This window comes from Desulfuromonadales bacterium (assembly GCA_035620395.1).
Classification (GTDB): domain Bacteria; phylum Desulfobacterota; class Desulfuromonadia; order Desulfuromonadales; family DASPGW01; genus DASPGW01.
Genome location: DASPGW010000306.1, coordinates 1 through 2,495 on the forward strand (window position 1 = coordinate 1; position 2,495 = coordinate 2,495).

General features: G+C 67.3%; 3 protein-coding genes. All 3 read right to left on the minus strand.

Going from position 1 to position 2,495, the window contains the following annotated elements; all coding sequences use genetic code 11:
• Positions 1 to 681 (minus strand): A/G-specific adenine glycosylase (mutY, locus tag VD811_16435; protein HXV22573.1); only part of this gene is annotated, 681 nt, incomplete at its 3' end.
• Positions 682 to 695: 14 nt separating this feature from the next.
• A complete protein-coding gene (gene hisC, locus VD811_16440; protein HXV22574.1) occupies positions 696 to 1,751 on the minus strand; it encodes a histidinol-phosphate transaminase in 1,056 nt (351 codons plus the stop codon).
• 7 nt (positions 1,752 to 1,758) lie between these two features.
• Positions 1,759 to 2,495: CofH family radical SAM protein (locus VD811_16445; GenBank protein HXV22575.1), on the minus strand; the 737-nt coding region annotated here is incomplete at its 5' end.

The following is a 2,495-nucleotide window of genomic DNA, read 5'->3' on the forward strand; positions in this document are numbered from 1 at the left end:
GCCGGAGAGGGGCAACTCGCGCTCCAGCCCCTGCGCCCGCGCCTGGCAGAGCGCCGCCAGGGGGCAACGGGGGCAGTCGGGGTTCTTCGGCGTGCAGAGGGTCGCTCCCAGGTCCATGATCGCCTGGGCGTAGTCGTGCGGCCGATCAGCGGGGGTGAGCACCTCGGCCCAGGCCCAGAGCTTTCTCTCGGCGGCCGGTCCGCGGGGGTCCTCGGCCAGGGCGAAGAGACGGCAGAGCACGCGGCGGACGTTGCCGTCGAGGATCGGTGCGGGGATGTCGAAGGCGATAGAGAGAATCGCCCCGGCGGTGCTCCGCCCTCCCCCGGGGAGCGCCTGCAACGCTGCGAGGTCGGCGGGGAAAGTGCCACGGTGGCGCTCCACCACCGCCCGGGCCGCGGCGTGCAGGTTGCGGGCGCGCAAGTAGTAGCCCAGCCCGGCCCAGAGTTCGATGACCTCTTCGACCTTATCTTGGGCCAGCGCCTCGACCGTCGGATACGCCACCAGAAAGCGCTCGTAGTAGGGGATCACCGAACTAACCCCGGTCTGCTGCAGCATGATCTCCGAGAGCCAGATGCGGTAGGGGTCTCGGGTACGGCGCCACGGCAGGTCACGTCCCTCCCGGCCGTACCAGGCGAGGAGACAGCGGGCGGCCTCGGCGGGTGCAAAGGGAAAATCAGGCATAGACTTTTGCAGACTTAACCTATTTCCCGTAGCGCCGCCAGCGTCTTTTCCATCTCCTCGGGGGTGCCGATGGTGATGCGCAGGCCATGCACCAGCGCCGGGTCGGAGAAGTGGCGCACCAGGATGCGGCGTGCATAAAGCGCCTCGTAGACCCGCTTGCCGTTGCGGTCGGGCGGAGTGGCGAAGACGTAGTTGCCGCTCGAGGGGATGACCCCGTAGCCGATCACCCGCAGTTCGGTGCTGAACCAGTCGCGGGTCTCGCGGATGCGGCGGACGCAGGCACGGAAGTACTCCTGGTCGCGCAGGGCGGCGACGGCCGCCACCTGCGCCAGGCGATCGAGGTTGTAGTGGTCGCGGATCTTGTTGAGAGCGGCGATCACCTCGGGCCGGGCGATGGCCAGCCCCAGGCGCATCCCGGCCAGGGAATAGCTCTTGGAGAAGGTGCGGGTGACGACGACGTTCCCGTGCTTGCGTACCAGCTCCAGGGCATTCTCGTCGGCGAAGTCGGCGTACGCCTCATCAACCACCAGCACCCCGTCGACCCGCCCGGCCAGTTCCTCTATGAAGGAGAGCGGGCAGGCGAACCCGAGCGGCGCGTTGGGCGTGGTGAGAAAAAAGAGCTTGCCGGCGTAGCGCGCGGGGAAACCGTCGAGCTCCCAGCGGCCGGGAATCAGCCCGAAGGTCTTCACCCGCGCCCCCTGGATTTCGGCCAGCGTCGAGTAGTAGGAATAGGAAGGGTGGACGTAGGCGATCTCCTCCCCCTCGCCGACGAAGGCGCGGATGAGGTTGTTGAGCAGCTCGTCCGAGCCGTTGGCCATGATCACCCAGGAGGGGTCGAAGCCGTAGAGCCGCGCCGCCTCGTCGCGCCCTGCGGCACTCGCCGCATCCGGGTACTTGCGCAGGCTTTCGCCGGCACCGCCGACCTCGGCAAGGATCGCCTCGCGCACTCGCGGCGACGGCGGGTAAGGGTTCTCGTTGGTGTTGAGCTTGATCCAGGCCTGTTCGTCCTTCGGCTGAAACCCGGGGACGTAACCTGCCATGGTGCGGATGTTGGGTCTGAGCGGCAGCATAAACACCTCAATAGGTTTCCAGAATCTCGTACAGCGTATTCCGCTTGGCCGGGATGAAGCCGGCGCCCCGGGCAAGCTCGATGATCTCCTCGATCGAAAGGCGGAAAGAACAGCCGGCGGCCGCCACCACGTTCTCCTCGAGCATCGTGCCGCCGAGGTCGTTGGCGCCGAAAAAGAGGGCCACCTGTGCCATCATCGCCCCTTGGGTGACCCAGCTCGCCTGGATGTTCCCGATGTTGTCGAGGACGAGGCGCGAGAGGGCAAGGACCTTGAGGTACTCCACTCCGCTCGCCGTCTCGCCGCCGAGTTCGGTGTTGGCGGGCTGGAAGGTCCAGGGGATGAAGGCGGTGAAACCGCCGGTCCGTTCCTGGATCTCGCGCACCCGGAAGAGGTGCTCGACGATGTCCGCCGGCTTCTCCCGGCTGCCGAACATCATGGTAGCCGTGGTGCGCATCCCCAGGGCGTGCGCCTCCTCCATCACCGCCGCCCAGTCGCGCCAGCCGATCTTGTTGGGGGAGATCTCTTTCCTGACTTCGTCGACCAGCAGTTCGGCGCCGCCGCCGGGGACCGAGGCGAGCCCCGCCACCTGCAGCCGGCGCAGACACTCGGCCATGGAGAGCCCGGAGAGCCTGGCAATGTGGATGACTTCGGCCGGCGACAGCGAATGGATCTGCACCGCCGGGAAGCTCGCCCGGATGCGCCGGAAGATCTCCTCGAACCACTCGATCTTCAGGTCGGGGTGCA